A 26431-nucleotide genomic window follows, 5' to 3' on the forward strand; every position below is an offset into this window, starting at 1 on the left:
CGACACGACGTACTCATTTCCACGTTCCACCTGAGAGGGCTTTCCATGATCCGAAAAAGACGCTTACTGACAGCGGTCGCGATGGTGTGTACCGCAGCATTCGTGCTGACCGCCTGCGGCTCCGATTCCGGCAGCAGCAACGAGGGCACTACGGCGGCAGGCGATCCCGTATCCGGCGGTGCCGGCCGCGCGATCATGGCGGGCGAGCCGCGGTCCCTCGACCCCGCCACGCTGTCCAACACCTGGGCACACCAGGGCATCCTCGGCAACTCGCTGTACGGCACGTTGATGATCAACGACACCAAGACCCTCGATGTCACGTACACCATGGCCGAGGACTTCACGACTACCGACGGTGGCGCTTCGTTCAACCTGAAGCTTCGCCCTGACGTGAAGTTCTCGGACGGAACTCCCCTCGACGCCGAAGCGGTCAAGTTCAATTGGGAGCGCCTCAAGGACCCGGCTCTCGGTTCGACATCCGCTCGCTACGTCGCACAGATCGCCAATTTGAGCGTCGTCGATCCGGCCAACCTCAACGTCACGATGGTCATGCCGACTCCGCACTACGCGCAGACCCTCATCGCCAGTTCGATGAACTGGATCGCCTCACCGGCCGCTTTGCAGAAGGGTCAGGCCGGGTTCGACGAGAACCCGATCGGCGCCGGGCCGTTCACGCTCACCAAGTGGGCACGGCAGGACTCCATCGAATTGGCAAAGAACCCCACGTATTACGACGCGCCCCGTCCGTACCTGGATACCCTCACCGTTCGCGTGGCTCCTGACACCAATCAGCGTTACAACACACTGTCGACCGGTGGCGCCGACCTGGTCAGCGAATCCAATTGGCAGACGCTGGATACGGCCGAGACTGCCGGCTTCCCCACCGATATCGTTCCGATGGGCGGCGGCCAGTACCTGTCCATGAACTTCCGGCGCGCACCCTTCAACGACGAGCGTGCCCGTCGCGCGGTGTCGCTCGCAGTTGATCTCGATGCTCTGAACACCGTCGTCTACAGCGGCAAGGGCGAGGTTCCGGACACTCTGTTCCAGGAATCCTCCCCGTTCTACGCAGACATCCCGCTCGCGGAGTACAACAAGGCCGAAGCGCAGAAGCTCTTCGACGAGCTGGCTGCCGAAGGCAAGCCCGTGTCCTTCACCTACACGTCGTACCCGACGGCCGAGAGCAAGACCGCAGGTGAGGCACTTCAGGCGCAGTTGAGTGCCTACAAGAACGTCGAGGCCAAGGTCGATGTTGTCGACTACGCCGCCGCCACCGCCAAGATGGGTACCAAGGACTTCGACATGGTGGTCTCCTCCGCGATCATCCAGGATCCGGATTCCATGTGGTCGACTTTCCACAACAAGTCCCCGGGCAACATCATCGGCGTCGACGATCAGGAACTCAGTGACGCACTCGACGTCGGCCGCACCTCACAGTCACAGGACGAGCGCAAGGCCGCGTACACAACCGTCCAGGAGCGCCTCGCCGACCTCACCGTCGGACTCTGGTACATCCGCGCAGCACCGTCGACCGTGACGGGCAAGGACGTACAGGGCGTCACCATGTACGGCTCGGGTTCACCTCTCACCGACGGTATGTGGATCGCGAAGTAGCCGAAAGCAATTCGACGCAGTAGCCGACTACAGATCAAAGGGCCGGATCACCATGAACTCTCAGCCACTCCTCGAAGTGAGGAACCTACGTGCCCACATCGGCACACCACGCGGAATCGTGCGTGCCGTGGACGACGTGTCCCTGACCTTGGAACGAAGTCAAGCACTGGGAATCGTCGGTGAATCCGGCTCCGGCAAGTCCGTCCTGGCACGGGCCATCATGGGCCTGATGCCACCACGTTCAGGCCGATCAGGGGAAATCACCTTCCAAGGACGCGATCTACTGGCGCTGACGAAGAAGGAAAAGCTCGAGATCTGGGGCAACCAGATTGCCATGGTCTTCCAAGATCCGGGCCGATCCCTCAACCCTGTAGTCAAAGTGGAACGACAGATGACCGAAGGGATGCGCCGCCATCTCGGAGTCAGCCGTTCCGAAGCGCACAGTCGGGCCCTCGACCTCCTCAAGGAGGTCGGGGTGCCCGACCCCGAACGACGCCTGAGCAACTACCCCCACGAAATGTCCGGCGGCATGCGCCAGCGCGTCATGATCGCGATCGCACTCGCGTGCGAACCGGACCTGTTGATCGCCGACGAGCCCACCACGGCACTGGACGTGACGATTCAGCGTCAGATCCTGGACCTGCTGCGGCGCATCCAACGCGAACGTGGCACCTCGATGCTGCTGATCAGCCACGACCTGGCCGTCGTCGCCGGCCGAACCGACCGCGTCTCCGTAATGTATGCGGGAAAGATCGCCGAAATCGGCTCTACCCGAGAAGTCTTCGACGAGCCACGCCACCGCTACACCCACGCACTCCTGGGCGCAACGCCCACCATCGACCACGAACGTCACTCACCGTTGAGGCTTATCGACGGATCGCTCCCCGATCCCACGTCGCCGCCCGAAGGTTGCCGCTTCGAGCCACGCTGCGGTCAGGCCGTCGCAGAGTGTTCCACTCCCGGCCTGCAGTTGGAATCAGTTGGCGCAGATCATGATGTGGCGTGCCTCAACCCGGTCGCCGTTCCGGCGTCGGCAATGTCCGGAAGGTAAAGAATCTCATGGCTGGTAGTGGTAGCGCCCATCTACGGGGCGACGACGCTCTCCTGAGTGTTCAAGATCTTGTCGTGGAATATCACACAAGTTCCGGAACCGTTCAGGCCGTATCCAAGATCAGTTTCGACGTCCTGCCCGGCGAAACCCTCGGCATCGTCGGTGAATCCGGTTGCGGAAAGTCCACCACCGGACGCGCAGTTCTGCGTCTGGACCGAGTCACCGCGGGCCGAATCCGCTTCGGTGAGGACTGGATCGAAAACGCCGACGAATCGCAGATGCGTAAACTGCGCCGCGACATGCAAATGATCTTCCAGGACCCGGTAGCGTCATTGAACCCGCGTCGCTCCGTCAAAGACATCGTCGTCGAGGGTATGGCAGTCGCCGGCGCCCCCACCGCAGAAAAAGTCACCACCTCGGCATCGGTACTCGAACAGGTCGGCCTGTCCGGTGAGCGGTTCGCAGAGATGTTGCCGCGCCAACTTTCCGGCGGCCAGGCACAACGTGTGGCGATCGCCCGTGCGCTCGCACTGAGCCCCCGGCTGCTGATCTGCGACGAACCCGTCTCCGCGCTTGACGTCTCCGTACAGGCACAGATCCTGAACCTCATCGAAGTACTCAAGAGCGAGTTCGACCTCACCGTTGTCTTCATCGCCCACGACCTTGGTGTGGTGCGCACCGTCAGCGACAACGTCATGGTCATGTACTTGGGCAAAGTCTGCGAATTCGGCGACTCCGTCGAGGTCTACGACGACCCCGCACACCCCTACACCCGCGCCTTGCTCGATTCGGTACCGCTGACCGATCCCGAGAAGGGCTTTGCCGGACCAGCACTGGAAGGCGATGTGCCGTCGCCGCTTTCACCGCCGAGTGGATGCCGATTCCGCACCCGCTGCCCCCAGGTCGAGGAACGGTGCGTTACGGAGGAACCTGAGATGAGAGAGGTTCGTCCCGGTCAGTTCGCGGCGTGTCACTTCCCCCTGGCTCCGGTGAGCAAGAACCTTCTGGTGGACAGCGTCGCCGGGTGACCTCGACTTGCCAGCTGCATTACTTCTGAAAGGTCGACCATGATCCGAACGAGACGCGCAGTAGCCGCGACTCTGGCCGCTGTGTGTTCCGCGGCAATGTTTCTCAGTGCATGCGGTACCAGCCCCGCAGAAACCACCGGAACCAACGCCGATGCCGGTGAACCGGTACCGGGCGGTGTGGCACGTGCCATCGTCATCGGCGAGCCTCGCACTCTCGACCCGGCTGGACTGGGTAATTCGTGGACGCGGCAAAGCCTTCTCGGAAACGCGCTGTACGGAACGTTGATGATCGAGGATCCCTCGACGCTCGATATGAAGTTCACCATGGCGACGGACTTCTCCACAGCCGACGGTGGATCGACGTTCACGCTGAAACTTCGCCCCGGACTGATGTTTTCCGACGAAACACCGTTGGACGCCGCAGCCGTGAAATTCAATTGGGACCGTCTGCGTGATCCCGCGAATCCGTCAGACTCGATCAGACAGGCATCGCAGGTGGCGTCCACCGAGGTGGTGGACTCGACGACTCTGAACGTCGTGATGGCAGCGCCTAGTCCGGTCTTCCCGCAGGCACTGGTGACCGGTGCCATGAACTGGATCGCCTCACCCACTGCATTGCAGAAGGGGCAAGCCGCCTTCGACGAAAACCCGGTCGGCGCCGGGCCGTTCACGCTGACGAAGTGGACACGCCAGGACGTCATGGAGCTGAAGAAGAACCCGCGGTACTGGGATGCGCCGAAGCCGTACCTCGAGGGGCTGACCCTCCGAACGGTGGCTGACGCTACGCAACGCCTCAACACGATGATCGCGGGCGGCGCAGACTTTGCCATGGAAACGAACTGGGCGAGCCTGGCTCAGGCACAGGACTCCGGTTTATCTACCGACACAGTGTCGTTCGGCGGCGGACTCTACATGGGCATGAACGTGCGGCGCGCACCGTTCGACGACGAACGCGCCCGTCGGGCAGTCTCCATGGCTGTAGATCTCGAAGCAGTCAACACCGTGATCAACGACGGTAAAGGCGTTGTCCCGCAGACGCTCTTCCCGGAAACGTCACCGTTCTTCGCGGATATTCCGCTGACGACCCCGAACAAGGAAACGGCGCAGAAGCTCTTCGACGAGTTGGCGGCGGAGGGTAAACCCCTGTCCTTCACCTTCACCACCTACGCACTGCCGGAGAACAAGGCAACCGCCGAAACTGTGCAAGCCCAACTGAGTGCCTTCAAGAATGTGTCCATGGATATCGAAGTTGTCGACGCCGCGACCGGGAATTCCCGCAATGCCACGCATGATTTCGACATGATCATTGCATCGGCACTGTTCCAGGATCCTGATGCCGCACTGTGGACCGCATTTCATTCCACTTCGCAGGGAAACATCACCGGAATAAGCGACCAGCAACTCAGTGATGCCCTGGACGCCGGCCGTGTCGGGACGACGATCGAGGAACGCCGCGCGGCGTACGAAACCGTGCAGAAGCGTCTGGTAGCACTCAATCCGGGTATTTGGTACGCCAAGTCTGCACCGTCCGTCATCACCGCAAAAAATGCACATGGCGTTCAGATGTACGGCTTCGGATCACCACTGCCCGAGGAGTTCTGGATGACCAACTGATCTTCCACACAACTGAAGACACAAAGATGGTCCCGCGAGTTGCGAACTCGCGGGACCATCTTTGTTGTTACCGGCAGACCGAAGTCACAGGACACGCGGCCTCGATACATTCACATGATCGCCTCGATACGAAATGTCTATTGGACGTGCCGCCTGGCGCTGACTTCTAATGACAAGCACCCCTTGCCGATCAGGCAACTTCCCCGGCACGCGATTCCTCCGAAAGGCCGACGATGACTCGAGCGCAGCGAGTGTCTTTGAGAAAGTTTCGACCCACACGGCAAGCGAGAACGACACTGGCCTTGGCGTGTGCGGCGGCGCTCTTCCTGAGCGCTTGCGGCGGCGGAGCTGCTGGCGAGCAAACATCCACCACTGCAGGAGATCCGGTAGCCGGTGGCAGCGCAGCGCTCACGTACAACAGTGAGCCTCGCACCCTCGACCCGGCAGCACTGTCCAACACGTGGGCACACCAGGCGGTACTGGGTAACGCACTGTACGGAACGTTGATCGTCAACAACGTCGACACCCTCGCGATCGAGTACAAGATGGCCACGGACTTCTCTACCACCGACGGTGGCCGGACCTTCACATTGAAACTTCGCCCGGGACTTCAGTTCACCGACGGCACCCCGCTCGATGCCGCTGCCGTCAAGTTCAACTGGGACCGATTGCGTGACCCCGCATTGGCTTCGACCTCGCTCCGACAGGCCGCGCAGGTCGCGAGTAGCGATGCGGTGGACGCAACCACACTTCACGTCACCATGACCTCCCCCAGTCCACACTTCCCGCAGAACTTGCTCGCCGGCGCCATGAACTGGATAGCCTCACCCACGGCATTACAGAAGGGACAGGCGGCATTCGACGCGGAACCTGTCGGAGCCGGTCCATTCACCCTCACCAAGTGGATGCGCCAAGATGTCATCGAACTGTCGAAGAACACGGGTTACTGGGACGCACCACGTCCTTACCTCGACAGCATTACCCTCCGCGCCGCCAGCGATAACGCCCAGCGACTCAACGCGGTCACGACGGGAGCTGTCGACGTCGCGGCAGAAACGAGTTGGGCGAACCTCGCGAAGGCGAAAGAGGCCGGATTCCCCACTCAGACGGTGCCGCTAGGTGGCGGCCAGTTCATCGGAATGAACTTCCGTCGAGCACCTTTCGACGATCCCCGGGCCCGCCGGGCAGTCATTCTTGCGATCGATCCGGAATCGGTCAACGTCGCCGTGTACAACGGCAAGGGGCAAGTTCCTGCCACCCTGTTCCAGAAGAACTCCCCCTACTTCACCGATATTGCGTTGCCGAGTCCGGACAAGGTCGAGGCTCAGAAACTGTTCGACGAACTGGCAGCAGAAGGCAAGCCTGTCTCCTTTGCCTTCACCACCTATCCGACGCCGGAAGCCAAGGCAACAGCCGAGAGCGTTCAGGCCCAGTTGAGCGCATTCGAGAACGTCGAAGCCAAGGTCGATGTCGTCGACTTCACTGCCGCCACCGCACGCACCGCGGCGCACGATTTCGATATGACGATCACGTCTGCGCTCATCCAGGATCCGGATTCCGGTCTGTGGAACGCCTTTCATTCGGCCTCTCGCGGAAATACGATCGGCATCGACGATCTAGAACTCACCGCCGCGCTGGATGCCGGCCGTGTTGCCGAAGACCCGGCCGAGCGTACGGAAGCGTACGAAACAGTCCAGAAACGTTTGGTCGCATTGAATCCCGGGATCTGGTACGTGCGGTCGTCGCCGTCCGTCATCACCGGCAGAAATGTACATGGCGCGCTGATGTACGGCCTTGGATCTCCGCTACCCGAGGAACTCTGGTTCCAGAACTGACCCGTCAACACACCGTTCACCCGAGGAGTGGGATGTCCGAGAACGCGCACCGCCGTAAGGCACCAGAAGGTTCACCCAACGTCGTCGTCATCGCTCTCGATGATCTGGGCTTCGGCCAATTCGGCTGCTACGGTTCCGATATCGAGACTCCGAATATAGACAAACTGGCCCAGGGTGGACTGCGCTACAACCGATTTCACGTCACCGCCCTGTGCTCGCCGACGCGTGCCGCACTCTTGACCGGACGCAATCACCATGCTGTCGGAATGGGGTTTCTCGCCGACATCCCGACGTCGGATCCCGGCTATACCGCCAAGATTCCGCCGGAAGCGGCAACCGTCCCCCGCATCCTGCGTGACGCCGGGTGGAACACGATGGCCGTCGGCAAGTGGCACCTGCTCCCGTCCGGTGAACGGAGCAGTGCCGGACCCTACGACCGGTGGCCGTCGGGACTGGGTTTCGAGAAGTACTACGGTTTCTTGCGCGGCGATGCCAATCACTGGGCTCCGGAGTTGGTCCGCGACAACTCGTACGTAGATCCGCCGAGCGGCCCCGAAGACGGCTATCACCTCACCGAAGATCTTGCAGACGAGGCTATTCGGATGGTGGTCAACCAGCAGGAGTCGGCGCCGGGCAAACCCTTCTTCCTCTATTTCGCCACCGGTGCCATGCATGCGCCGCACCATGTCGAGAGGAAATGGGCGGACGACTACGCCGGTCAATTCGACCTCGGTTGGGATCGATGGCGCCAGAACGTCTTCGAGCGGCAGGTGGCCGAAGGAATCGTCCCCGCCGATACAGTGCTGACGGAGCGACCGTCGTGGGTTCCGGATTGGGAGCAGCTCACCTCTGACGAGCGGCGCCTGTACTCACGCATGCACGAGGTGTACGCCGGGTTCCTGACACACACCGACGCTCAGATCGGCCGCGTCGTGGACAGTCTCGAGGAATTGGGGATCCTTGACAACACACTGATCTTCGTGATGTCAGACAACGGCGCCAGCGCTGAGGGTGGCGTCGCCGGCACATCCAACGAGCACCGATTCACGCACCGCATTCACGACAACATCGAGGAGAGTCTCGATCAACTCGAGGATTGGGGCGGGATTCACGGATACCCACACTACGCCTGGGGTTGGGCTTGGGCCGGTAACACTCCGTTCCAACTGTGGAAGCGATACACCTGGCTCGGCGGCACTCGTGTCCCGATGATTGCGCACTGGCCCAAGGGCATCAGCGCTGCCGGCGCGGTGCGTGGGCAGTTCGCGCACGTTATCGATGTCTTCCCCACAATCTTGGAAGCCTGCGGCATCACCGCTCCCGATACTGTCGGAGGCGTCGCACAGCTACCGGTCGACGGGGCAAGCTTGCTGTCGACGTTCAGCGACGCGTCGGCCCCCGACCCGCGGACTGTGCAGTACTTCGAGATGTTGGGTTCGCGGTCGATCGTGGCGGACGGATGGAAGGCAACAACCAATCACGTGTCGATGGGTGTGATGGACGAGGAACTGCTGATGGAGGGCAGTCGCGATTTCGACAACGACCGTTGGTCGTTGTTCAACCTGGAAACCGACTTCTCCGAAGCCGACGACGTGGCCGACGAATTCCCCGACGTCGTAGCCAAACTCGAACAGCTGTGGTTTGTCGAGGCGGAACGGAACAACGTCACACCGATCGCCGACAACCTTCGTGGCCGCACAGCAAGCATCGTCCCGCGAGACTATCCAGTCGGCTCGGATATCACCCTCTATCCGAAGGGCGGCCCGGTCTCGGACGAGGCGATTCCCCGACTTTTTGCCGGCGGGCGTATCACCGCCGACGTCGACGTGTCGAACGAGAATCCCGAGGGTGTTCTGTTTGCTCTCGGGGATTGGACCGGAGGCTTCGCGGCGTACGTCTGCGACGGGGTCCTTACCGTCACGGTGGCGACGCCGGGCGGGGAGATCCTGCTCGCCGCTGATCGGAAACTCACCAGTGGACGGCATCAGCTCGGATGTGTTCTCAGTCCGGTGTCCGAAGGCGGTGCGCGCGTGGAGATTTTTATCGACGGCAACATTGTCGGGGCCGGGCACAGCGATCACTCACTACCTCATGCCTGGCAACACGGCGGCACATCGATGACGCTCGGGTACGACCGCGGCCTCCCCGTCAGCAACAACTACCGTCCACCGTTCGCGTGGAACGGCGTGCTGCACCAGGTTCGGATCGAAGCCGGTACCCAGATTGTTCCGGAAAAGGATGTCATCAGAATCGCGCTCCAGGTCGAGTAGCGAGACACCGCTCTATCTGCCGGGACACGACATCCCGGCAGGTAGACTCGCGCGCATGGAAGTCCAGCAACTCCGCTGTATCGTCGCCGTTGCCGACTACGCCCATTTCACCCGCGCCGCACAGTCTTTGCATCTCACGCAACCGGCGCTGTCCAACGCCATCGCAAAGCTCGAGAAGGAACTAGAGCTCAAGATTTTCGATCGAACCCCGCGTGGGGCAGAAGTGACAATGGTCGGTGCCCGAGTTGTCGATTCTGCCCGGCGGGTGTTGCATAGTCTCGGCGAATTGAATTCCGTCGTCGACAGCATCAAAGGCGTCACGACGGGTGCATTACGGATCGCCACACGTCGGACGTTCATGCGCATGACCACCGAGTTGGTGCGCCGCTTTCACGAGAAGTACCCGTTGGTCTCCATCGACCTCACGGATCCGACAACCGACGAGGAGGTCTTCGACGCTGTCGATCAAGGCAAGTGCGACGTGGGGTTCTGCCGGATCGGCGGACGTTTACCAGGGCTCGACTTCCAGGTCTTGTACGAGAGCGAACTGGTGGTGCTGAGCGCCGCTGCTGCCGACGACGGTCCGTCGAGAGTTCTCAGTTGGCCCGACGTCGCCGAGTTGGAGTTGATCGCACCGTCTGCAGGAAGCCCCATGCGGGTCGGATTGGAGCGCATCTTCATCGAACAGTCATTGCAGATGCAGGTCTGCATCGAGAGCGAGAATTTCGAGTCACGCGTGGACATGACACGAATGGGTTTAGGTTCCACGATTGCAGACCGCGTGTCGGTACTCGGCTTGCCAGGGTTTCGAATCGACTCGATCAATCCCCCGATTCCCACTAAGATCGGCGTCATCAACCGAAGTCACTCGATTCCCCCGACCGTGCACGCATTCAAAACCCTTGCGCGAGAATATTTCACGGACAACTATCCGCAAGTAGCGCAATTCGAGCTCGGTGCACGGCCGGCGTGACATCAAATCCGAGCAGGAATGTCCCCGTGCTCACCGAGCAGAGGCGGCGGACCGTACTCGGGTTCGTAACCAGCGACGCGGATCGGACTTCCGATCAGACGGTAGTCCCCGGCGGTCACTATCGCCTCCGGAATGGCATTCAGCGCATCCGGTAGTGAACGCACCGCAGACGCGGGAACTCCCAACGGGCGCAGGCGAGATTCCCAGTTGGCGGCGGTGTCCGTTGCCAGCACCTTGGTGACGACGCCTAGCACCTCGTCTCTACGCTCAGCCCTCTCTGCCATCGTCTCGAAACCCTCGATTCCGGCCTCACGGGCAAACGAGCGCCAGAAACCGTCGTGCGTGATGAACAGCGCGAGATGTCCGTCTTCCGTCGGAAATAGCTGAGCGGGAACATAGTACGAATGTGCCCCTGAAGGGAGTCGACGCGGCTCCACACCGTCGTTGAGGTAGGACGACGCTCGATAGTTGAGCTGCGAGAGCATGACGTCTTGCAACGAGACCTCGACCTGTCCGCCGGTTCCCGAGACGATCTGCGCCAGAAGGCCAAGCGCCGCAGTAAGTCCGGAGGAATTGTCTGCCGACGAGTATCCGGGAAGCGTCGGCGGACCGGACGGGTCCCCGGTCAGCGAAGCTACGCCGGTTGCGGCCTGGATGACGTAGTCGAACGCAGGATCGTCACCAGCGGCCAACCCGAATCCGGTAAGTGCAACGCACACGATCTGTTCGTTCCATTTACGCAGAGCCTCGTAGGTCAACCCGTACCGGTGGATGGCCGACGGTTTCAGGTTTGCCAGCAGCGCATCGGATTCCTCCACCAATTCGCCGAGACGCGCCTGCCCGGCCTCTGTCGTGAGGTCGATGCAGATACTCCGCTTGCCGCGATTGAGGCTGGCGAAGTAGGAATCGCTGACCTGCCGCGAAATATCTCCGCTCGGCGGTTCGATCTTGATGACGTCCGCGCCGAGATCAGCCAGCATCATGGTGGCGTACGGTCCGGCGAGCATGTGCCCGATCTCGAGGATCCGGATGCCCGCCAGCGGCCCCGAGGTCACCGGAACTCCGCTGCGATCTGTGCGATCACTTCACGCGTCCGATACTTGGAGGCGATCAACTCGTCCCGGTTGTCACCGATGGGGAGTAGTCGCATCGAAAGATCGGTGACCCCGGCCGCCTCGTAGCTGCGGAATCCCTCGAGTATTGCATTCTCGTCACCCACAACGCACAGATCACCAATGTCCTTGGCGCCACCCTTTTCCAAGAGTTTCTGATAGTTCGGCGACACCTCGGCTTCACCGAGTATCCGGTTGGCGCGCTCACGCGCTTTGTCGACCTCGGACGGACTGCACAGACAGACCGGGATGCCGGCAATGATGCGCGGATCGGGACGCCCGGCGTCGGCTGCGGCCTTGCTGATTCGCGGAACGACGTGATCTTCGATCGCGCGCTGGTCTGCCATCCACAGGATAGTTCCGTCGGCGCGCTCGCCGGCGATCTTCAGCATGACGGGTCCGAGAGCGGCGACCAGAACAGGCATCGGAGATACCGGACCGATCTCGAGCGGATTGTGCACGGTGAACGTCGAGTTCTCCACGTCAACCGGGCCGGGGCCGTTGAGGGCGGCGGCAAGGACCTCGAGATAGTCGCGAGTGAGCCCGGCAGGCTTGTCATAAGGCAAGCCGAGCATGTCCTCGATAATCCAGTGATGCGACGGCCCGACACCGAGCGCCAACCGTCCGTCGGTTGCCGCGTGAGCCGAGAGCGCTTGCCGCGCCAGAGCAATCGGATGTTGTGCCTGGAGCGGAACCACGGCCGTGCCGATTTCGATTCTCGACGTCCGCGTGCCCATCAGCGACACAGCCGTCAAAGCGTCGAAGTCGCTGGGAACTTGCGGCACCCAGACACTGTCGAGGCCGGCGGCCTCTGCCCACTCCACGTCCGCCATCATGCGGGCGACCTTCTTCGCGGAGTCGCCCCGCTCGGGGCCGATCATCACTCCGATGCGCACGGTTCCTCCAGGTTTGCTGTTGCCGATGTGTCAGTCAATGCGCGTACTCCGCTGACCAACTCTTCCAGTGAAGCGCCGGTGGGAAACACTGCCGACGCACCGGCCTCGAGCAGGCGCGGCACGTCTGACTGCGGAATTGTGCCGCCTACAACAACTTTGATATCCCCGGCGTCGGCCGCCCGAAGAGCCTCGACGGTTCGGGTTGTGAGTGCGACGTGAGCACCGGAGAGAATACTGAGTCCGACAACAGCCACGTCTTCTTGTAGTGCAATGGTGACGATGTCTTCGACCGTCCGCCTGATTCCGGTGTAGATGACCTCGAATCCGGCGTCGCGCAATGCTCGCGCGACGATCTTGGCACCACGGTCATGGCCGTCGAGGCCTGGCTTTGCAACAAGAACGCGGGCGCTCATCAGAACACCACCGGCTGCTGGAATTCGCCCCATACTGCCTTGAGGGACGAAACCATCTCGCCGACTGTGCAGTACGCGTTGGCGCAGTCGATCAACTTGTGCATCAGATTGTCCGTTCCTTCCGCTGCTCGGGACAGTGCCGTCAGTGACCTCGCCACCTCGTCAGGATCACGGTCCGCTTTGACCCTCGCGAGCCGTTTCAGTTGCAGCTCACGCCCTTCGGCGTTGAGCTCGTAAGTCGAAATCTCCGGCGCGGGCTCCTCGGAGACAAAACGGTTGACACCGACGACCGGCTTTACCCCCGATTCGACGTCCTTGTGGAGTTGGTAGGCCTCATCGGCGATCAGACCCTGCAGGTAACCGTCCTCGATCGCTCGAACCATGCCGCCGTGCGCTTCGAGATCCGCCATGATCTCGATGAGTCGCTCTTCCGTTGCGTCCGTGAGAGCTTCGACGAAGTAGGACCCGCCGAGCGGGTCGGCCACCCGCGTCACGCCGGTCTCGTACGCAAGGATCTGCTGGGTGCGCAGGGCCAGCGTCGCGGACTCCTCACTGGGAAGAGCAAAGGGCTCGTCCCAGGCCGCTGTGAACATGGACTGGACGCCGCCGAGTACCGACGCCATGGACTCGTACGCCACACGCACGAGGTTGTTCTGCGCCTGAGGCGCATACAGCGACGCGCCACCGGCCACACAACCGAAGCGGAACATCGACGCCTTGTCGGTAGTGGCTCCGTAACGCTCCCGGACGATGGTGGCCCAACGACGTCGTCCGGCACGGTATTTGGCGATCTCCTCGAAGAAGTCACCGTGCGTGTAGAAGAAGAACGAAATCTGCGGCGCGAACTCGTCGATGGTCATGCGCCCACGCTCGACCACCGTGTCGCAGTAGGTGACCCCGTCCGCGAGGGTGAAGGCCATCTCCTGGACGGCGGTGGCACCGGCATCACGGAAATGAGCGCCGGCCACCGAGATTGCATTGAACCTGGGCACCTCGGCTGCGCAGAACTCGATGGTGTCGGCGATCAACCGCAGCGACGGCTCCGGCGGCCAGATCCACGTGCCCCGGGAGGCGTATTCCTTGAGGATGTCGTTCTGGATTGTCCCGGTGAGCTTCTCACGCGGGACTCCCTTACGTTCAGCGGCAGCCACGTAGAACGCCAGCAGAATCGCGGCCGTTCCATTGATCGTGAAGCTGGTGCTGATCTTGTCGAGCGGGATGTCCTCGAACAGCACCTCCGCATCGGCAAGGGTATCGACTGCAACACCGACGCGTCCGACTTCTTCGGTGACCTCAGGGTCATCGGAGTCGTAGCCGCATTGGGTGGGGAGGTCCAGGGCAACCGAAAGCCCGGTTCCACCTTGCGCAAGGAGATATCGGTAGCGAGCGTTGGACTCTTCCGCGGTGCCGAAGCCGGAGTACTGCCGAAAAGTCCACAAGCGCCCTCGATATCCCGAGGAGAAGTTGCCGCGGGTGAAGGGGTACGCGCCCGGTGCGGGCGGATCGACAGTCCTGTCCTCCGGTCCGTAGACCGGAGCGAGAGGGATGCCGGACGAGGTTTCCGTGAAGTCGTTCATCGTTGAATACGGTACTTGCAAAAAATGAGAATGCCAATACCATTCCAGAGAACGAGAACTTAGGAGAACGATGCCCAGCCAGAACGCACTCACCGATCGCACCTTGGTCATTTCCGGCGGAAGCCGTGGAATCGGCCTTGCCATCGCCACCGCAGCAGCCAAGTACGGAGCGAACGTCGTTCTGCTCGCCAAGACCGGCGAACCACACCCGAGACTTCAGGGAACCGTGCACACCGCAGTCGAAGGCATCCGAGCCGCCGGCGGAAAGGCCGTCGCCGTCGTCGGCGACGTCCGGAAAGAGGAGGATGCCCGGCGCGCAGTTGCCGTCGCGGTCGAGAATTTCGGTGGCGTCGACATCTGCGTCAACAATGCGAGTGCAATAGCTCTCGAAAGCACGGAAAACCTGCCGGCAAAGAAGTACGACCTCATGCAGGAGATCAATTCGCGAGGCACGTTCCTGCTCACACAGGCCGCCCTGCCACACCTGCGCAAGTCGGAAAACGCGCACATCCTCACCATCGCACCACCGGTGAACATGAACCCGTACTGGCTCGGCGCACACCCCGCGTACACGCTCTCGAAGTACGGAATGAGCCTGCTCACCCTGGGCTTTGCGGCAGAATTTGCCGACGCCGGCATCGCCGCGAATTGCCTGTGGCCACAGACGTACATCGCTACGGCAGCGGTCGCCAACATGGCCGACGGCGACAGCCTGCTGTCCTCGTCACGTAGCCCGGAAATCATGGCCGACGCGGCTGTCGAGATCTTCTCCCAGCCGTCTACCAAGACCACCGGAAACTGCTTCATCGACGCCGACGTCCTGATCGAGTCGGGAATCACGGACCTCTCGGTCTACGGCGGCGGCGACAATCCGCAACTCGATCTGTTCCTGGACTGATTCGAACACACCACAGCGGGTGTATGTGATGACAGGTAACATACACTCGTTGTGGCCGAAGCACGGCTGCCGACGTCGAGGGGACAGCTGTGTTGGATACGAGGCGTTTGATCACAACTGCACGTAACGCATGGGGCCTGTCCTTCGGCGACGGCGTCGAAAGGCGCCGACGCACCCCGTCCACACTGATCTCCGAAGGTCCGCACCGCGATCTGTACCGCTTCGGGGAAATCCAGGGACGACCCGTACTCCTTGTACCCCCACTGGCCGTCCCAGCGTATTGCTACGACCTCCGGCCAGGACAGAGTCTCGCCTCTCACCTCGTTCGAGGTGGGCATACGCCGTACGCGCTCGATTACGGCACCATGCGCTATGCAGATCGGCACCTGGGATTTGAATCCTGGATCGACGGCATCATCCCCGACGCCATACGTGCAGTCTCCGAATTACACGACGGCGCAGATGTTTCCGTCATCGGCTGGAGCCTGGGCGGCACCATGACGCTGTTGACCGCGTCGGCTCACTCCGACCTGCCGATAGCGTCGATCACCGCGATCGGCACCCCGGTCGACTACACCAAAATCCCCACGATCAGCCCACTTCGGCTGATCGGTGGATACACCGGCGATCGCCCACTCACGACGGCCACCGATCTGATCGGAGGGCTTCCCGCGCCCCTGGTTCAGGCGAGTTACCGCGTGACCGCGCCGCAACGGGAACTACTCAAACCGTGGTTCATCGCCAAGAACCTGCACAACACCGAGACCCTTGCCCGCATGGAGTCGATCGACACCTTCATGGCGGACATGCCCGGCTACCCGGGGCGGGCATTCCGACAGATCTGTCGGCAGCTCATCCTGGGAAACGGGTTGTACGAGAACACCATCGTTCTGGGTGGCCGGAGCATCGACCTGACCGATCTGAACGTGCCGGTACTCGCGATCGGTGGAACATCCGATGTCATCGCACCCGCCGCCTCGGTGGCGGCAATCCGGTCGGTCCTCACCGGATCACCGTCCGTCCGATTCGAGGAGGTTCCCGGAAGCCACCTCGGCATTGTGGCCGGCCCGACGTCAGAGAGCTCCACCTGGGCGCACATCGACCGCTTCTTGGAAGACGTTACCCAGCAAATGGTTACAGCTCTCTAGATAGACATTCACTTCGCCATGTCGAGCCAACCCACAAAGCCGGACGGGTCGTGGCGCCCCATGACGGCGTGTTCGAACATGCCCCATCCCTTGGACCCGTTGCAGGTTGCCCGCGCGATGTGGTCGATCGTTCCGTAGGGAAGCTTCGCGACGATCGCCGGATCGGTGAGGTCGTACACCGACGACGAACTCCAGTTACGTCCGCGCCATTCTCCATGTGTCCAGTCGCTGTCGCCGCCGTAGCCGGCACCGACGTTGAGAGCAACAAATCCGATGGTCTCGACGTCGACGACCAGAGCCTCGCCGGCCGGCGTGGTCAGGTGAATACGCGCGGTCTCGGGATGCCTGGTTCCCGAACGGTACGTGATTTCGGTACGCGGCCAACCCAATTGCTCGACTCGTCCGTCCGGAAAGGTCCGCGTTGCGTGGCTCAGAGTGCGGTAGCCGTCCGGGCTTTCCTGCACGATGATCATCAGCGCAAAATCATCGAAGCGAAGCGGCACATACGTCCACCAATGACCACCGGGAGGCTCGTCACCCATTCGTCCGGCAGGATCCGGCTCTCCGACGGGCCTGATCCCCCATGAGCGGTCACGACTTCCCGTCCACACTGCCGGATCGACCGCAATATCGGTGCCGCGCACGCTCATCGTGCCGGACCAACTTCCAACCTGCGCAAAGCGGGTGGCGTCGAGGATCGCTCGCGGACCCGACATCAGGGTGTGATGTTCCTCGAGAACAGAATCGAAGGCACCCTCCCACGTCATGTCGAAGGAAAGGTCCTCGTGCTCGCAGACAAGCCGCAAGGTCTGCAGCGGCTTGATCACCTCGACCCGGTACCCACCCACTTCGGTCTTGGTCGACGCACCGTCGTGCGCATCCGAGAATCGCACTGCCACTTGCGTATCACCGGTCCGGACGGTGGCAAATGCATCGACGACGCCTAGGTTGGGGTACACCCCGAGCCCGGTCACGAGGAAGACGTCCCCGGTGCGGTCGTGGGCGTTGAAGTAGCAGCGGTCGTAGAAATTACGGTCCGTGCTGGCAACGCGCGCCATGGACAGAGGCGCCTGGTGCACCGGGTATTCGTCCAGATCGATCGGCTTCATTTCTTGTCCCATTCGTAGGTTCCATCGATGAGGTCGGCAAGCATGCGGTGATGCAATACGTATTCGTCGGGATTTTCCGGAGCCTCTATCTCCCCGAAGTGGATTCGACGTCGGGCGATCTGCGACATGACGATTCCGTGCCGCAGCGCCGCGTACACCAGATAGAAGTCGAGGTCACGCACTACCGCACCCGTCGCCTGCTCGTATTCCGCGACTACGTCTTCGCGTCGGAACATCTTCGGTAGTCCGGGCATGGAGAACTGCTCCGCCAGGTCCTGGAACTGACGGTGGAAGAATATGAACCAACCGAGATCAACTTCGCGCGGCGCCCCGGCTGCCGATTCCCAGTCGAGGACCGCGGCCGGAGTGGTTCCTTGAAACATGATGTTGCCAACCCGTGAGTCACCCCAGCACAACACATCTGCACTCGGTTCTTTCGGCCAGTGGGCTTCGAGCCATTCGAAAGCAGCTTCCAACAACGGGATTCGTAGTCCGTCGTCGCGGCGGGTCCATTCGTAGTATGCGCGCTCACCCTCGAAGTGTCGGCGCAAGCCTGACATGCCACTCAGAAAGGGCAGTTCTGCGTCAATGCCGTGAATCCGCGCCAGAATATCGATGCTGCTCGACTGAATGCGCGCTTGGTCTGCACTGCTCGATTCCAGAAGCCATCCACCAAACACGTAGGGCGGGTTGTCCACCGGGACTGCGCCGGTCACTCGGTCCATGACGAGAAACGGGGTACCGAGGGCGTCCGACGAGGTCTCGACCCAGCGAACGTGCGGGACGGGCACGTCACTTCGCTCGCGTACCGCGGTCAGGACGTCGAACTGATATCGGAGGTCGTACGTGGGGAAGACAGGAAACGCCGAGACCTCCGGTGCCAGACGCGCCACCAACTGTGCCGTCTGCGGGGCGCCCTTCTCGGTCCAGTCCAGATCGAACAGCACTGAGACACTGGACATTCCCGAATGGGCCGGCCTGCTCACGTTGTACACACGCACATCGGTTGCAGCGCCGAGCGTTCCGACAAGCCACTTTTCGAGTTGCGCGGAGACAACCTCGAGGTCGGTCTCCGTTGTGGTGATCGACGCTTCCACGTCGTCCGGCATGCTCGTTGTCACTTCAGGGAGCCTTCCTTCACTCGATTCACATTCGCGCCGCATCTTCGGCTTCGAGAAATCGCCGGCAGCGTCAAAAGTTCCATGCTTGGGCTAAACTTTCTGTACTGCAGGCCAAATATAGACTTGGGTTTAATTTTGTGGAAGGTTTTCGGGAGAATTGATGACCGACGAACAGCTGCCGCTCTCACGCCGCGAGCGCAACAAGTACGAGACACGCCGGCGACTCCTGAGCGCAGCCCGCACATTGTTTGCCGAAAGAGGTGTTTCGGGTACGACCATCGACGACCTCGCCGAGGCAGCCGACGTCTCGCGCGCGACGTTCTTCAATTACTTCCCCAGCAAAGATGCGGTGGTCTCGGCGCTCCACGACGGCCACATGCAGAAGCTGGGCGTTCTGATCGACGGACTACTCGAGCGCAAGATGACAACAAACGAACGGATTCGCCTCGTCCTGGAAGACGTCACCGACGCAACGCACAGATTCAGGGAGTACCTCCGCGCCGGTGAACTCGAACGAGACCCGGCACGCGAACAGATCAGTCCTGAACGCACCGAACAGTTCCACGATCAAATCCGTCGACTACTCGATCGCGGAATCGTCGACGGCGAAGTGCGCACGGACTACTCGGCCCATTTTCTCGCTCAGACCGTTGCTGCTGTGTACATCTCATCGGTTCAGTACTCCCGGTCACCAGGAGCCCAAGACGCCGACAACAGCAGAGACACCGACAGCTTCGACGATGCTCTTCGATTTATCTCCGAGGCACTCGAGCCGCGAGACGTTATCTCGTGATCCCGGCGGCGACGGCACTCTTGTGCCAGTCGGGGAATTCGCTCAACAACCGTGAATAGAGCTCGGAGTCGGAAACGGAATCGATGTCGTCGAGTGCAAAGAACCCGGCGTTGTCGACCACTCGTCCGTCCATGTCGTCGAGCTTCTCGAGCACTCCGTACTTGGCTTTGCCGATCCCGATGAACTGCCAGAACGCCGGTAGCGCCGACGCGTCCCGCATCAGCGCGGCAATTTCCCGACGCTCGGTGAATCCGCCGTCAGTGAAGAAGAGGACAAGCGTGGGCGCCGTACCGGAGCGCAAGCCGGAGACGATTTCCGTCATGATCGGAATTTCACGGTTGGACGCACCGATCGCGTCGTAGTCGAATCCGCCGTGCGATCCGCGCAGGTGCAGGTATTCCTCCGACCAGGATTCGGCGTCGTGCACCGATATCTCCGGAAGTTTGTGGAAGCCAACCGCATACAGGTACGGCTCGAGCTTGCCGTCGTCATCGAGCTGGATCGCGACGGGAACCATTCGCTCGACGACGCGGTGCACCACCTTCGACCTGTACTGCTTGCTCATGCTTCCGGTTTTGTCGATTACCAGGATCACGCGGGCTCGGATGCCGTTGCCTCCCTTGGTCAACAGCACCTTCGCGACTTCACGCTTACGGAGGTCGAGCTTCTCACGCTTGACCATCGACAGCTTGGCTTCATCGGGAACGCTGCGAATACCGTCCGTCGAAGCTTCTGCCGTCTCCTCGTCGACCGAAACCCCGAAAGTCGTTACCAGATCGGCCAATCCCCCGTCCCACCCGGCTGAGACGTTGCGGATCTTCCACGTCTCACCGCGGCGGTAGATCTCGACGAGCACAGCGGCCCGCTCAGTGGTCAGCCCCAGCGCAGGGGCAGCAATACGTTCACCGCCTGCCCGATCAACCCCTGCCAGGTCAACCATGGCCCCCAACTCGGGCACGTCGGACAGAGCACCGGCCACATTGGCGTCGAGCGCGACCGCAACGCTGAGCATCACGATGTCGGCCGGCACGACGGCAGTATCGATCTCGACCACTCCTCCGGCACTCAGCCGTACGGCACCTTCCGGCGAACTCGGCTGGTTGAAGAAAATGAAATCCGCGTCGCTGCGAACCTTGTTGTTGCCGTCGAGTTGGAAAACCAGCAGGTCGACGCTGCCAGGGGCGGCACCCGTCACCGCCACTCTCAGCGTGTGTCCGTCGACCGTCGTGTTCGCTCCGCGTACCAACTCCATGCGGGAACACTATCGAGATCCGGACCTCTCAGAGCGTTCGGGAATAGATTCCATCCTCCCGGCGTAATAGTTGAGTAAGCAATACTTGCGTAAGCAAATAAATCGAGGAGCGAGTGCGATGGACCAGGACAACCGGACGCGTAGCCGGGTGTGGCGCAATCTTGTCGTCGCGCACAGCGTCATCCTCGGAAAAATGGAGGCTGACCTGCGCGCAAGCACCGGGCTCACACTCGGTCAGTACGACGTGCTGCTGCGACTGCACGAAGCCCCCGGCAATGCGCTGCGCATGGGCGACCTCGCCCAGCAAGTCCTGGTGACCACCAGTGGCGTCACCCGAGTCGCAGATCGACTGGTCACCGCCGGACTGGTGGAGCGAGTGCGCCCCGACGCCGACCGACGGGTCGTCACGGTCTCGATGACGCCAGCAGGCAAGGAAACTCTGCAAGCTGCCTCTGCCATCCATTCGCGCGGAATAGCGGAGTACTTCGCCGACCTCGTCGAACCGGAGGAACTTCCGGTCCTCGACCGCTTCTTCAGTCGCCTCGCGGCTCACCACACCACACCCACTGACACCTGTGATGTCGGCGGCACACACCTCCCCATCACCCCCACAACACGATAGAGAGAATCACCATGGCATTCGAACTCGGTATCTACCATTTCGGCGAACTCACGCCCGACCCCGAAACCGGCAAAACGATGAACCCCGGTGTCCACCTTCGACATTTGGTGGAGCAGGCAACCGTTGCCGACCAGGTCGGGTTGGACGTCTTCGGCGTCGGCGAGCATCATCGGACGGACTTCGCGGTCTCGTCACCGGCTGTGGTGCTGGCCGCGATGGCGCAGGCAACCGACTCCATCAAACTCTCCAGCGCTGTTACCGTACTCAGCTCGGACGATCCGGTTCGCGTCTTCCAGCAGTTCTCGACGCTCGACCTTCTGTCCGAGGGACGAGCGGAGATCATCGCCGGACGCGGGTCGTATACCGAATCGTTCCCACTGTTCGGATACGACTTGTCCCAGTACAACGAGCTTTTTGCCGAAAAACTCGATCTGCTCCTGAAACTGCGGGACGAAAATCCGATCAATTGGGAGGGACACCTCCGTCCCAGCCTGGTCGACGGTGACGTAACACCGCGGCCGGATCGTCAGATCCCGGTGTGGATCGCTGTCGGCGGAACCCCGGCATCGGTAGTTCGGGCAGCCAAGCTGGGACTTCCCCTGTCGCTGGCCATTATCGGCGGTAGTTACCAGCAGTTCGAACCCTTCGTCGACCTGTACCGCCGGGCTGCAGTGGAGTTCGGCCATGACCCGAAAAATCTGAAGGTTTCGATTGCGTCGCCAGGCTTCGTCGATACGTCGAAGCAGGCCGCTCTCGATACGTCGTACCCGTATTTCCAAGCCGGTTGGATGCAGAACCACCACCAGCGTGGAAACGGAGTTCCCATGCCGCGCAGGGCATACGAAGCGCAGGCGACGACGGCCGGAGCCTTCTTCCTCGGCGGTCCGCAAGAGATCATCGACAAGACGATGGCGCAGTACGAACTGTTCCACCACGACCGAATCATGATCCAGATGGGATTCGGCAACGTTCCCCAGAAGGACATGCTCCGCGCCATCGAGATCCTGGGCACCGAAGTCGCTCCCGTCGTCCGCAAGGAAATCGAATCCCTGACATCATCGGAGAAGTAGGACCACTCATGACAACACCCCTGAAAGTTGTTGCAGTTGTAGGAAGTCTGTCCAGACCGTCGAAAACCCGGGCGCTGGTCGACCTCGTCATCGAGACGATGGGAGACGTCGAGCAGGTCGACGCCCGCGTGATCGAGATCGTGGATCTGGTTCCCGGCTTGGCCGGCGCACTCGATCGTGACCACGTGGACGCAGCCACCGCCGACGCTCTGAAGGCGGTCGAGACCGCAGACATCGTGATTGCGGCGTCGCCCGTGTTCCGCGGTTCGTACACCGGAATGTTCAAGCACTTCTTCGATCTCGTCGATCAATATGCTCTCGCGAACACGCCTGTCATTCTCGCGGCAACCGGTGGAAGTGATCGGCATGCGCTGGTTCTCGATCAGGCACTACGGCCACTATTCGCGTTCTTCCAAGCGTGGACGGCTCCTGTCGGCATCTATCTCAGCGCCGGCGATTTCGACGGGACAACCATCCTCAATCCCGAGGTGTTCGAACGTATCGACATGGCCGTAAAGGACGTTCTTCCGGTAGCCGGGTTGCTCGCGAATCGCACACCGGTTTCCGCCTAGTTGGGTTACTCCGGTGATTCTGGAGTCGAATCGCAGTAGCGTCGAGGGGAACCCTCATGTCAGGAGCCCATCATGACAAGTTCGGAACAACCCCCTCGGTCGCACCCCACCCCAGCGCAACCGACCTCTGCGCAACCGACCTCTGCAGCCTTCCCGCGGAACCCTGACCGCCCACCCGTCAATGCCGGGTGGGCAGTGGTGTCCTTGCTCTTCTTCTGGCCGCTGGCCTTCTCTGCCTTCAACCACGCGTTCAACGTGTATCCGTTGTGGGCGGACGGCGACGCGGACGGTTCACGCTACGCATCGGACCGGGTAAAGAGGCTTGGACAGATATCCCTGGTAATAGCGGGAGGGCTGCTCTTGATCTTCTGCATCCTGTACGCGATCGCGGCAATAGTGTGGTTCGCGCAAACCGGCGACAGCGATTTTCACCGCCGTATGCGCTAGCGCATAACTCGCTGCGTGAACTCGACAGTCTGATCCATCGATGCAATCACGGACTGGCTGTGGGGGACTCCCTGGATTTCTTGATACTCGAATTGTGTACCTCTGGCACGCAGATCGACGAGTTGCGCCCAGGTGAACGGAATGGGCAGGGTTGTGTCGGCGGTGGACTGAACGATGCGCAACGGCCGGTCATAACCGTCGACGGGAACCTTAAGCATTTCGCGCATCAGTTCGTAAATGTGTGGCGTCCACAGTGATTGAGAAAAGAGAGAGCCCAAGGGAACCCTCTCGCTTGCAACGGTCCTACCGATGTCGACCGCACACTGCGTCGCGGCCTTCTCCATCCATGAGATTCCGAGCGGCGAAAGATACTGGCGAACATTCTCTTCCGGACGCTGATCATCGATCCCGCCGAGAAGGTAGAGGACGTAAACCACGAGGCCGGGAATGCCCAACTCCGGGAATAACGGGCCCCCGAGCGGGAACAGCCCCTCCAGGTGAGTGGGACCGGCAACAACTACGGTGCCCCGGAAATCCAATTCCGGTGCGCGGGAACTTGCTTCATGGCCGGCGAAGTACGCAGCATGCCCACCTTCCGAAAGACCCGCCACCATCCAGCGTTCGTCCAGCACGTCGCCGTACACCTCATGGGCAGCACGAACGATGTCGATTGCGTTGGCACCCGCGGCAGGGCCGTCGAGGTAGGCCAGAGCGCCCTCGGTCCCCAGCCCCGAATAGTCCGTCGCCACAACGGCGTAGCCCTCCGCCAACCATCGCTCGATAGGGCGTCGTTCGGTCTCGTAGAAGCCTGCCACCGAGGGCGCGCATCGGTCAGCGCTGCCCACTGTTCCATGCGCGTACGAAATCACCGGCCACCCCCCGGTCGGCGGCGTCCCCTCAGGCAGGAATATCGAACCCGACGAGATCCCTTGCCGATCGGCCGTCCGGAGAGTTCGGTAGACGATCTGTTCGGAAATGGCGGCCCCAACCGGTAGCGTCGCCGCGGCGAGTGGCATATGAGAGACAACCGATCCCGCGAGCGGTTCTTCTGCGCGCGCCACTGTCGCAGTCAGTGACAGCGCTGTACACACAACCACCAGTGCCGCGCCGACCCTACTCGAACAGCCCATGTTTTCTTTCTCCATAACCATGCCCATGACGTGTACTCGGACATCCATCATCTGCCATAACAGCCGTGAATTGTGGAGCTTCGCGGCGCGAGGTTCCGATTTCGATCGCCGGCGCATCGGTCAGTAAGCTGGGTTTCGACCACCTTTTCACCGGGACGGCGCACTCGATACGGAGTTGGAAGATGAGCACCGAACACCTCGACGTACTGATCGTCGGTGCAGGCCTGTCGGGCATCGGTGCTGCATATCGCCTTCAAACCGAGCTTCCCGGAAAGTCGTACGCGATTCTCGAGGCCCGTTCGAACAGCGGCGGAACCTGGGATCTGTTCAAGTATCCCGGCATTCGCTCCGACTCCGACATGTTCACGCTGGGGTATCCGTTCCGCCCGTGGACTGACGCCAAGGCAATCGCCGACGGCCCGTCGATTCTGCAGTACGTCCGGGACACCGCCAGTGAGAACGGTATCGATCACAAGATTCGATACAACCGGAAAGTGACTGCGGCGTCCTGGTCGTCGGACAATTCGGTCTGGACTCTCACTGTCATGTCCGAGGATCAGGAATACACACTCACCTGCAATTTTCTCTATCTCTGCAGCGGCTACTACAGCTACGACGCCGGATACACACCCGATTTCCCGGGCTTGGAGACGTTTGGCGGAACCGTCGTGCATCCGCAGTTCTGGCCGGAGGATCTCGATTACACCGGCAAGAAAGTGGTGGTGATCGGAAGTGGCGCTACCGCAGTAACTTTGGTTCCTACGATGTCCAAGAGCGCCGAGCACGTCACGATGCTGCAACGGTCACCGTCGTACATTCTCACACTGGGGTCGAAAGACAAGATCGCGGATTCCTTCCGCAAGTACCTACCGAGCAAGGTGGCACACAGTGCGGCCCGATGGAAGAGCGTCCTGGTCAATCTCGGCTTCTACCAACTGTGCCGTCGCAGCCCGGCACGCGCAAAGAAGCTGCTGAGCATAGCCGCCAAACGGCAACTCCCCCATGATGTTCCGATCGATCCGCACTTCACGCCCGCCTACGACCCGTGGGATCAGCGACTGTGCGTCGTACCCGACGGTGATCTGTTCAAGGCGCTGAAATCCGGCAAGGCCTCCATCGAAACCGATCGCATCGACACGTTCACCAAGTCCGGGATTCGCTTGACGTCCGGCACCGAACTCGATGCGGACATCGTTGTCACAGCAACAGGATTGAAGATGGAAGCCTGCGGCGGAATGTCCCTCGACGTGGACGGTGAGCCAGTACCCCTTGGCGATCGATACGTCTACAAAGGGATGATGATCAGCGAAGTTCCGAATCTCGCGATGTGCGTCGGGTACACCAACGCGTCATGGACGCTACGCGCAGACCTGACGTCGATGTATGTGTGCCGACTACTCACCGAGATGGACAAGCGCGGATACTCGACCTGCGTTCCACAGGTAACCGAAGACATGGATCAACGTCCCATTCTCGATCTCGAATCGGGATACGTGATGCGTGCCGTCGAACAATTTCCGAAGCAGGGATCCAAGTCGCCCTGGAACATGCGTCAGATTTACATCCTGGATCGCTTCCACTCGACATTCGGCAGCGTCAACGACCACATGTCGTTCTCGAAGAACAACTCGCGCGCAAGCAGGTAGAGCAGTCGAGCAAGTCCCACCACCACACCGATGAGAAAGCACATCGCAGAACCTGCGACAACAGCGCACAGCGCGCCGAAAACGATGATGGTCAACGCCTCCACGCATCGACCGGCGGATTCCGACCCGAGCACATGTAGCTCGTCCCCCGCTTCGTCCATGCACTCATCCTCTCCCTACCGTCCAGACGGTTTGTAGGGACTTTGGTCGCAAGTTGGATGAAAGAGACCAATCGTTGCA

Annotated in this window: 24 protein-coding genes; 15 read left to right on the forward strand and 9 right to left on the reverse strand. The window is 61.2% G+C overall.

The window, feature by feature from the left end; genetic code table 11:
* The first annotated feature begins 45 nt into the window (after positions 1 to 45).
* From V2B23_RS25395 to V2B23_RS25425, 7 genes are all read left to right on the forward strand, one after another.
* Positions 46 to 1614, forward strand: a complete 1569-nt coding sequence (locus V2B23_RS25395; protein ID WP_430952836.1) for an ABC transporter substrate-binding protein — start codon at positions 46 to 48, stop codon at positions 1612 to 1614.
* Between the two features lie 52 nt (positions 1615 to 1666).
* Complete coding sequence (locus V2B23_RS25400; protein ID WP_430952837.1) at positions 1667 to 2665, forward strand: ABC transporter ATP-binding protein; 999 nt, start codon at positions 1667 to 1669, stop codon at positions 2663 to 2665.
* Positions 2666 to 2673: 8 nt separating this feature from the next.
* Positions 2674 to 3693: an ABC transporter ATP-binding protein gene (locus V2B23_RS25405; RefSeq protein WP_430952838.1), complete on the forward strand. Its 1020-nt coding sequence runs from the start codon at positions 2674 to 2676 to the stop codon at positions 3691 to 3693.
* Positions 3694 to 3732: 39 nt separating this feature from the next.
* Entirely contained in the window at positions 3733 to 5307 is a 1575-nt protein-coding gene (locus tag V2B23_RS25410) for an ABC transporter substrate-binding protein (RefSeq protein ID WP_430952839.1), read from the forward strand.
* A 257-nt stretch (positions 5308 to 5564) separates the two neighbouring features.
* Positions 5565 to 7142: an ABC transporter substrate-binding protein gene (locus V2B23_RS25415; RefSeq protein ID WP_430952840.1), complete on the forward strand. Its 1578-nt coding sequence runs from the start codon at positions 5565 to 5567 to the stop codon at positions 7140 to 7142.
* A 32-nt stretch (positions 7143 to 7174) separates the two neighbouring features.
* Complete coding sequence (locus V2B23_RS25420) at positions 7175 to 9412, forward strand: arylsulfatase (protein ID WP_430952841.1); 2238 nt, start codon at positions 7175 to 7177, stop codon at positions 9410 to 9412.
* 55 nt (positions 9413 to 9467) lie between these two features.
* Entirely contained in the window at positions 9468 to 10385 is a 918-nt protein-coding gene (locus V2B23_RS25425) for a LysR family transcriptional regulator (RefSeq protein WP_430952842.1), read from the forward strand.
* Between the two features lie 2 nt (positions 10386 to 10387).
* Here V2B23_RS25425 and V2B23_RS25430 read toward each other — a convergent pair whose 3' ends face one another.
* Genes V2B23_RS25430 through V2B23_RS25445 form a run of 4 tightly spaced genes read right to left on the reverse strand, consistent with a single transcriptional unit; the run spans position 10388 to position 14383 of the window.
* Entirely contained in the window at positions 10388 to 11440 is a 1053-nt protein-coding gene (locus V2B23_RS25430; protein ID WP_430952843.1) for a CaiB/BaiF CoA transferase family protein, read from the reverse strand.
* Entirely contained in the window at positions 11437 to 12393 is a 957-nt protein-coding gene (locus tag V2B23_RS25435) for an LLM class F420-dependent oxidoreductase (protein ID WP_033237003.1), read from the reverse strand. The genes V2B23_RS25430 and V2B23_RS25435 overlap by 4 nt, the downstream gene beginning before the upstream one ends.
* Positions 12378 to 12806 (reverse strand): cobalamin B12-binding domain-containing protein, encoded by a 429-nt coding sequence (locus tag V2B23_RS25440; protein ID WP_430952844.1) that lies wholly within the window; start codon positions 12804 to 12806, stop codon positions 12378 to 12380. The genes V2B23_RS25435 and V2B23_RS25440 overlap by 16 nt, the downstream gene beginning before the upstream one ends.
* The gene (locus V2B23_RS25445) at positions 12806 to 14383 is read right to left on the reverse strand and encodes a methylmalonyl-CoA mutase family protein (RefSeq protein ID WP_033237029.1); all 1578 of its coding nucleotides are present in this window, start codon (positions 14381 to 14383) and stop codon (positions 12806 to 12808) included. The genes V2B23_RS25440 and V2B23_RS25445 overlap by 1 nt, the downstream gene beginning before the upstream one ends.
* A 70-nt stretch (positions 14384 to 14453) precedes the next feature.
* Between V2B23_RS25445 and V2B23_RS25450 the strand changes: the two genes are divergently transcribed.
* Both V2B23_RS25450 and V2B23_RS25455 read left to right on the forward strand, forming a co-directional pair.
* A complete protein-coding gene (locus V2B23_RS25450) occupies positions 14454 to 15281 on the forward strand; it encodes an SDR family oxidoreductase (protein ID WP_430952845.1) in 828 nt (275 codons plus the stop codon).
* Between the two features lie 107 nt (positions 15282 to 15388).
* Positions 15389 to 16429 carry an alpha/beta fold hydrolase gene (locus tag V2B23_RS25455; RefSeq protein ID WP_430952846.1) on the forward strand — a complete coding sequence of 347 codons (1041 nt, stop codon included), beginning with the start codon at positions 15389 to 15391 and terminating at the stop codon, positions 16427 to 16429.
* Positions 16430 to 16437: 8 nt separating this feature from the next.
* On the opposite strand, the gene V2B23_RS25460 is transcribed toward V2B23_RS25455, so the two are convergent.
* Positions 16438 to 17550 (reverse strand): hypothetical protein, encoded by a 1113-nt coding sequence (locus tag V2B23_RS25460; protein ID WP_430952847.1) that lies wholly within the window; start codon positions 17548 to 17550, stop codon positions 16438 to 16440.
* The gene (locus V2B23_RS25465) at positions 17535 to 18659 is read right to left on the reverse strand and encodes a phosphotransferase family protein (RefSeq protein WP_430952848.1); all 1125 of its coding nucleotides are present in this window, start codon (positions 18657 to 18659) and stop codon (positions 17535 to 17537) included. Before V2B23_RS25465 ends, V2B23_RS25460 begins: the two co-directional genes overlap by 16 nt.
* A 160-nt stretch (positions 18660 to 18819) precedes the next feature.
* On the opposite strand from V2B23_RS25465, the gene V2B23_RS25470 reads away from it, so the two are divergent.
* Positions 18820 to 19452, forward strand: coding sequence for a TetR/AcrR family transcriptional regulator (locus V2B23_RS25470; protein ID WP_430952849.1), 633 nt, complete (start codon positions 18820 to 18822; stop codon positions 19450 to 19452).
* Here the strand turns inward: V2B23_RS25470 and V2B23_RS25475 are convergent.
* The gene (locus tag V2B23_RS25475; RefSeq protein ID WP_430952850.1) at positions 19442 to 20704 is read right to left on the reverse strand and encodes a vWA domain-containing protein; all 1263 of its coding nucleotides are present in this window, start codon (positions 20702 to 20704) and stop codon (positions 19442 to 19444) included. The two genes, V2B23_RS25470 and V2B23_RS25475, sit on opposite strands and share 11 nt — an antisense overlap.
* A 118-nt stretch (positions 20705 to 20822) precedes the next feature.
* On the opposite strand from V2B23_RS25475, the gene V2B23_RS25480 reads away from it, so the two are divergent.
* The 4 genes from V2B23_RS25480 (at position 20823) to V2B23_RS25495 (ending at position 23415) form a co-directional block, all read left to right on the forward strand.
* On the forward strand, positions 20823 to 21326 hold the full coding sequence (locus V2B23_RS25480; protein WP_430952851.1) for a MarR family winged helix-turn-helix transcriptional regulator: 504 nt from the start codon (positions 20823 to 20825) through the stop codon (positions 21324 to 21326).
* Between the two features lie 11 nt (positions 21327 to 21337).
* Positions 21338 to 22396, forward strand: a complete 1059-nt coding sequence (locus tag V2B23_RS25485; protein WP_430952852.1) for an LLM class flavin-dependent oxidoreductase — start codon at positions 21338 to 21340, stop codon at positions 22394 to 22396.
* Positions 22397 to 22404: 8 nt separating this feature from the next.
* Complete coding sequence (gene msuE / locus V2B23_RS25490; protein WP_430952853.1) at positions 22405 to 22968, forward strand: FMN reductase; 564 nt, start codon at positions 22405 to 22407, stop codon at positions 22966 to 22968.
* Between the two features lie 72 nt (positions 22969 to 23040).
* Entirely contained in the window at positions 23041 to 23415 is a 375-nt protein-coding gene (locus V2B23_RS25495) for a CD225/dispanin family protein (protein ID WP_430952854.1), read from the forward strand.
* On the opposite strand, the gene V2B23_RS25500 is transcribed toward V2B23_RS25495, so the two are convergent.
* The gene (locus V2B23_RS25500; RefSeq protein WP_430952855.1) at positions 23412 to 24566 is read right to left on the reverse strand and encodes an alpha/beta hydrolase; all 1155 of its coding nucleotides are present in this window, start codon (positions 24564 to 24566) and stop codon (positions 23412 to 23414) included. The two genes, V2B23_RS25495 and V2B23_RS25500, sit on opposite strands and share 4 nt — an antisense overlap.
* Positions 24567 to 24727: 161 nt before the next feature.
* Between V2B23_RS25500 and V2B23_RS25505 the strand changes: the two genes are divergently transcribed.
* Positions 24728 to 26191: a flavin-containing monooxygenase gene (locus V2B23_RS25505; RefSeq protein ID WP_430952856.1), complete on the forward strand. Its 1464-nt coding sequence runs from the start codon at positions 24728 to 24730 to the stop codon at positions 26189 to 26191.
* Here the strand turns inward: V2B23_RS25505 and V2B23_RS25510 are convergent.
* Positions 26104 to 26352, reverse strand: a complete 249-nt coding sequence (locus V2B23_RS25510; RefSeq protein WP_430952857.1) for a hypothetical protein — start codon at positions 26350 to 26352, stop codon at positions 26104 to 26106. The genes V2B23_RS25505 and V2B23_RS25510 overlap by 88 nt on opposite strands.
* Positions 26353 to 26431: the final 79 nt, after the last annotated feature.

This window comes from Rhodococcus sp. 24CO (assembly GCF_050586165.1).
Classification (GTDB): Bacteria; Actinomycetota; Actinomycetes; order Mycobacteriales; family Mycobacteriaceae; genus Rhodococcus_F.